Raw genomic sequence first — 2826 nt, 5'->3', positions numbered from 1 at the left:
CCCGACGCCTCGATAAACGCCCGCACCGTGGCCGGATCTGTGTAATCCAGCTCGATCATCCGTGCGATAGCCGCCTGCTCATCCGGCTGCTGACGCATGTACTCCTGCGCGATGCGGTAACCGGCGTAGTAGCCCAGATCGCTCACCCCGAACGCGTTGCGGGCGTTGTTGTACAACCAGTTGTCCAGATCATCGCCGTCCATCTCCACGATGAAGCGAGCGCGGATGTCGGATTCGTGCAACGGCCCGTAGGCATACAGCGGCAGTGCCGGTCGGCGCCCGCTGATGCGCTCGGCGATGTACTCGGCCACGCCCTCGCGCACCGCGTACTGCGCGAGCGAACCGGTGGTCTCGCGCTGCTGCGTGTGCACGTACTCGTGCAGGTTGTTCTGTGCGTTGTTCGCACCAGGATTGCTGTCGTAGAAGATCCGCAGGCGGCTGCGCAACGGCTCCGGCAGTTCACTGACATCCACGCTTGCATCGCCGAGTGCCATCTCCGCGCCGATCAGCACTTGGTCCCCCAGCGTGGTGCCACCTGTGCGCAGCACGCCCACCGCATAGGTGATGCTGGCCGGGCGCAGGGCGGGGTAGAGCCTGCGGAACGCCGCCAGATCCCGCTCCAGCGTGGCGCTGGCCTGCTGCGTGTTGGCGGTCAGCGGCCGCACCGAGGCCCAGAAGCGCGGCCAAGCGAGCATTGCGTCGGCATACTCGACGGCGGTGTAGTTGCGCACCTTCATCAGCGCATGCAGGCCGGCACTACCCGGCTCGATGTAGTGCTGCCGGACCAGGGCCACCCGCAGCGCGCCATCGGGCTCGGCAAGCACCGCATCGTAGGTACTCCAGAATCGGGCGATGTCATCTGTCTGTACCGATGGGGTCGCAGCAGTGGTGACGGTGCAGGGCAGCAGCAGGCAGGCGAACAGACAGAAGGGCAGGCGCATCCGTGGCTCCGAAGGACGAGGGATCGTGGATGAGATGCGTCCGGTGCATGGAACGGTTTAACTGCAGGCCGGCACTGCAATGATTTCTCTCTACCGCGCAAAGTAGGGTAGAATGCCCACCCCGCCGACAGGCAGGGATGTTGCACGGGCCGTTAGCTCAGTCGGTAGAGCAGAAGACTTTTAATCTTTTGGTCGATGGTTCGAATCCATCACGGCCCACCATCGCAGACAGCGCCGGCATCACCTGCCGGGCAACCCAGAAAGCGCCGAGAGGCGCTTTTTTGTTGCCCGCGTGCAGCCACGGTCGGCCACGCCCGCGACGCTGGCGCAGGAAATCTCCCAGCAACACCGAATAATTACCTTTAAGGTAATTAATTCGGGAATATAAAGTAATAAATCGAGCGGTTCTGGCCGGTCAGAATCGACCGGCCAAGGTCTGTTTCAACCGTAGTGCGCGCGTAGAAGCCCGGCGTCGTGGAAGGAAATCCCCTCGCGGATGCACTCCTCGGCGCGTTCCATGTCCTTGTGCAGCTGGATCAGGGCATCGTCGGCGAGCTGGTCGATGTCCACCACTCCGCAACAGGCCTGGTCGATCACATGCTGCATCGGCTCCCCCCAGCGCCGCCGCACGTTGCGGATCATGCGGCAATGCCACTCGCGCATGATGGCGTCCATCCGCCGTTCTCCCGGGGCTGCATGCGCCTCGCCGGCCACCACCCGCAAGGCCGGCGCCGGGTTGCGACCGCCGCGCAGTTCCTGGGTCCTAGCGGCCAACCGCTGTGCGAGCTCCTCGAGTCGCGTGTGAGTCATCCTTCGCCTCCCTGATCCGTTTTGCCAGAAGCTTCGTCAGGTCGAGCACATTGTCCGGCGCCGAAGGCTGACCAAACGCGTCCACGACCATGAATGCGGTCTCCAGCAGCACAGGATCGTAGATCCATTCCGGTGGATCGCCGACCAGCTCCAGGTAGTGCGAAAGCACCTTGACCGCAGCGCTCATCTTCTCGAAATCCAGTCCCGTAGATTGAGACTGAAGCGACATCTCAACGTCCTGATCGGCACGATCAAGCGTGCCGTGCGGGAGCTGCATTGCCGACTCGAGATCGCGGGCCAGGCGATGGCCGATGCTCTTCGGGTTGCTCTCCGAAATCCATTGGCTGACCTGGGGCTGCGCCCAGCGGGTGCCGCCGAACAGGCGGGCCCATTCGGCCGGGCCGCCGGCAGCGGCAACGCGGAGGCGCATGTTGAGGGTGCGGGCGGTACTGGCGTCCATCTGTAGATGGTGCTCTGCATTACCAATCCAGCAAATGACCAAAACGGTATTGACTCTGCATTACCTTGGCGGTAATGTGTGGGCCATGAACCTCATCGACTACGCCATCTCCCAAGGGGGCTACGGCACCCCCAGTTGCCCCGTGATGCGCCGTCTGGCCCACCAGACCGGTTGTGCGCTGCGGACCCTCTACATGATCGCCCGCGGCCACAAATTGCCCGGTGCCCGTCTGTGCCGACGCATCGAGCTGGCCACGGCCGGTGCGGTCCGCCGCGAATTCCTGCGCCCGGATGTGTTCGCGCCGGGTCCGTCGTCCATCCAAGGAGAAGCCCACCATGCAGCTTGATACGTTCGGCGAATACGTCCGCAGCCGTCTGGAGCACTGGGGCGGTGAGTACGCCCTGCATCGCGACTGCGAATACCTGGGCTTCCAATCACGCAACCTGCTGGCTGTATTAATCGAGCATCGCGGCGACATGCCCGGCCGCGCGCAGGGGTACAAGCCACTGGAGACGGATCTGCTGGCGCAGCAGATCGAAGACATCATCACTGCAGTTGCCCGCGACAACGTGGCGATGGCCTGCGCACTGCGCGGCTACTACTGCGGTCGCGGTC

At 63.7% G+C, this 2826-nt stretch carries 5 protein-coding genes and 1 tRNA gene; 3 read left to right on the top strand and 3 right to left on the bottom strand.

Features of this window, described 5'->3' with window-relative positions; all coding sequences use genetic code 11:
* Positions 1-941: DUF2268 domain-containing putative Zn-dependent protease (locus DBR20_RS07910; protein ID WP_108265798.1), on the bottom strand; the 941-nt coding region annotated here is incomplete at its 3' end.
* A 146-nt stretch (positions 942-1087) separates the two neighbouring features.
* On the opposite strand from DBR20_RS07910, the gene DBR20_RS07905 reads away from it, so the two are divergent.
* A tRNA-Lys gene (locus DBR20_RS07905) sits at positions 1088-1163 on the top strand.
* A 219-nt stretch (positions 1164-1382) separates the two neighbouring features.
* Here the strand turns inward: DBR20_RS07905 and DBR20_RS07900 are convergent.
* Both DBR20_RS07900 and DBR20_RS07895 read right to left on the bottom strand, forming a co-directional pair.
* Positions 1383-1616, bottom strand: a complete 234-nt coding sequence (locus tag DBR20_RS07900; RefSeq protein ID WP_025874663.1) for a hypothetical protein — start codon at positions 1614-1616, stop codon at positions 1383-1385.
* Between the two features lie 88 nt (positions 1617-1704).
* The gene (locus DBR20_RS07895) at positions 1705-2211 is read right to left on the bottom strand and encodes a hypothetical protein (RefSeq protein WP_108265797.1); all 507 of its coding nucleotides are present in this window, start codon (positions 2209-2211) and stop codon (positions 1705-1707) included.
* 85 nt (positions 2212-2296) lie between these two features.
* Here DBR20_RS07895 and DBR20_RS07890 point away from each other — a divergent pair, with 85 nt between their 5' ends.
* Positions 2297-2557, top strand: a complete 261-nt coding sequence (locus tag DBR20_RS07890; RefSeq protein ID WP_025874662.1) for a YdaS family helix-turn-helix protein — start codon at positions 2297-2299, stop codon at positions 2555-2557.
* On the top strand, positions 2547-2826 hold a 280-nt coding region (locus DBR20_RS07885; RefSeq protein WP_108265796.1), incomplete at its 3' end, for a hypothetical protein. The genes DBR20_RS07890 and DBR20_RS07885, both read left to right, overlap by 11 nt.

Source organism: Stenotrophomonas sp. HMWF023, from assembly GCF_003060985.1.
Lineage (GTDB): Bacteria > Pseudomonadota > Gammaproteobacteria > Xanthomonadales > Xanthomonadaceae > Stenotrophomonas > Stenotrophomonas lactitubi.
This window is presented reverse-complemented; position numbering and strand designations above follow the sequence as displayed.